Annotated in this window: 1 protein-coding gene and 1 pseudogene; both read left to right on the top strand. The window is 38.4% G+C overall.

Translation table 11 applies throughout. The annotated features are described in order from the left end of the window. The first annotated feature begins 104 nt into the window (after positions 1-104). Positions 105-350: a 30S ribosomal protein S16 gene (rpsP, locus tag ACXVWB_RS11260; protein WP_005697005.1), complete on the top strand. Its 246-nt coding sequence runs from the start codon at positions 105-107 to the stop codon at positions 348-350. Positions 351-393: 43 nt separating this feature from the next. Continuing rightward, a pseudogene (gene rimM / locus ACXVWB_RS11255) lies at positions 394-593 on the top strand (ribosome maturation factor RimM); the annotation flags it as partial.

Genomic DNA, 593 nt, shown 5'->3' with positions numbered 1-593 from the left:
CAGGCTTTTTGTCTATATATACAGAGAAAAAAGTAAGCTATATTCTTAAATCACTTTCGAGTTTGAGAATATTCTTTTAGTCATTAAACATTTAGAGGAAGGTTATGGTAACCATTCGTTTATCTCGTGGCGGAGCTAAAAAACGCCCATTTTATCAAATCGTAGTAGCTGACAGTCGTTCACCACGTGACGGTCGTTTCATTGAGCGTGTAGGTTTCTTCAACCCAATCGCACAAGGTAACGCAGAGCGTCTTCGTGTTGATCTTGAGCGTGTAAACCACTGGGTTGCTCAAGGTGCATCACTTTCAGACCGTGTTGCAACTTTGGTAAAAGAAGCTCAAAAAGCATAATCTCGCTTTTTGATTTAGTTCTTAAACTAAGATAGGTGAAAATATGGAACAACAACGTATTGAAGTTGTGGGCAAATTAGGCTCAACCTACGGTATCCGTGGGTGGTTACGTATTTATTCATCAACAGAACAAGCTGAAAGCATTTTTGATTATCAACCTTGGTTTTTAAAAATCAAAGGTGAATGGCAGCCAACGGAATTAGAAAACTGGCGTCATCATAATCACGAAATCATCGTTAAATT

The organism is Haemophilus sp. SZY H53, assembly GCF_054332375.1.
The sequence above is the reverse complement of the archived record's forward strand: the minus strand, read 5'-3'. Positions and strand labels throughout refer to the sequence as shown.

Bases quoted from the DNA above. Each gene is read 5' to 3' on its own strand.
- rpsP (WP_005697005.1), top strand. From the start codon at position 105: ATGGTAACCATTCGTTTATCTCGTGGCGGAGCTAAAAAACGCCCATTT.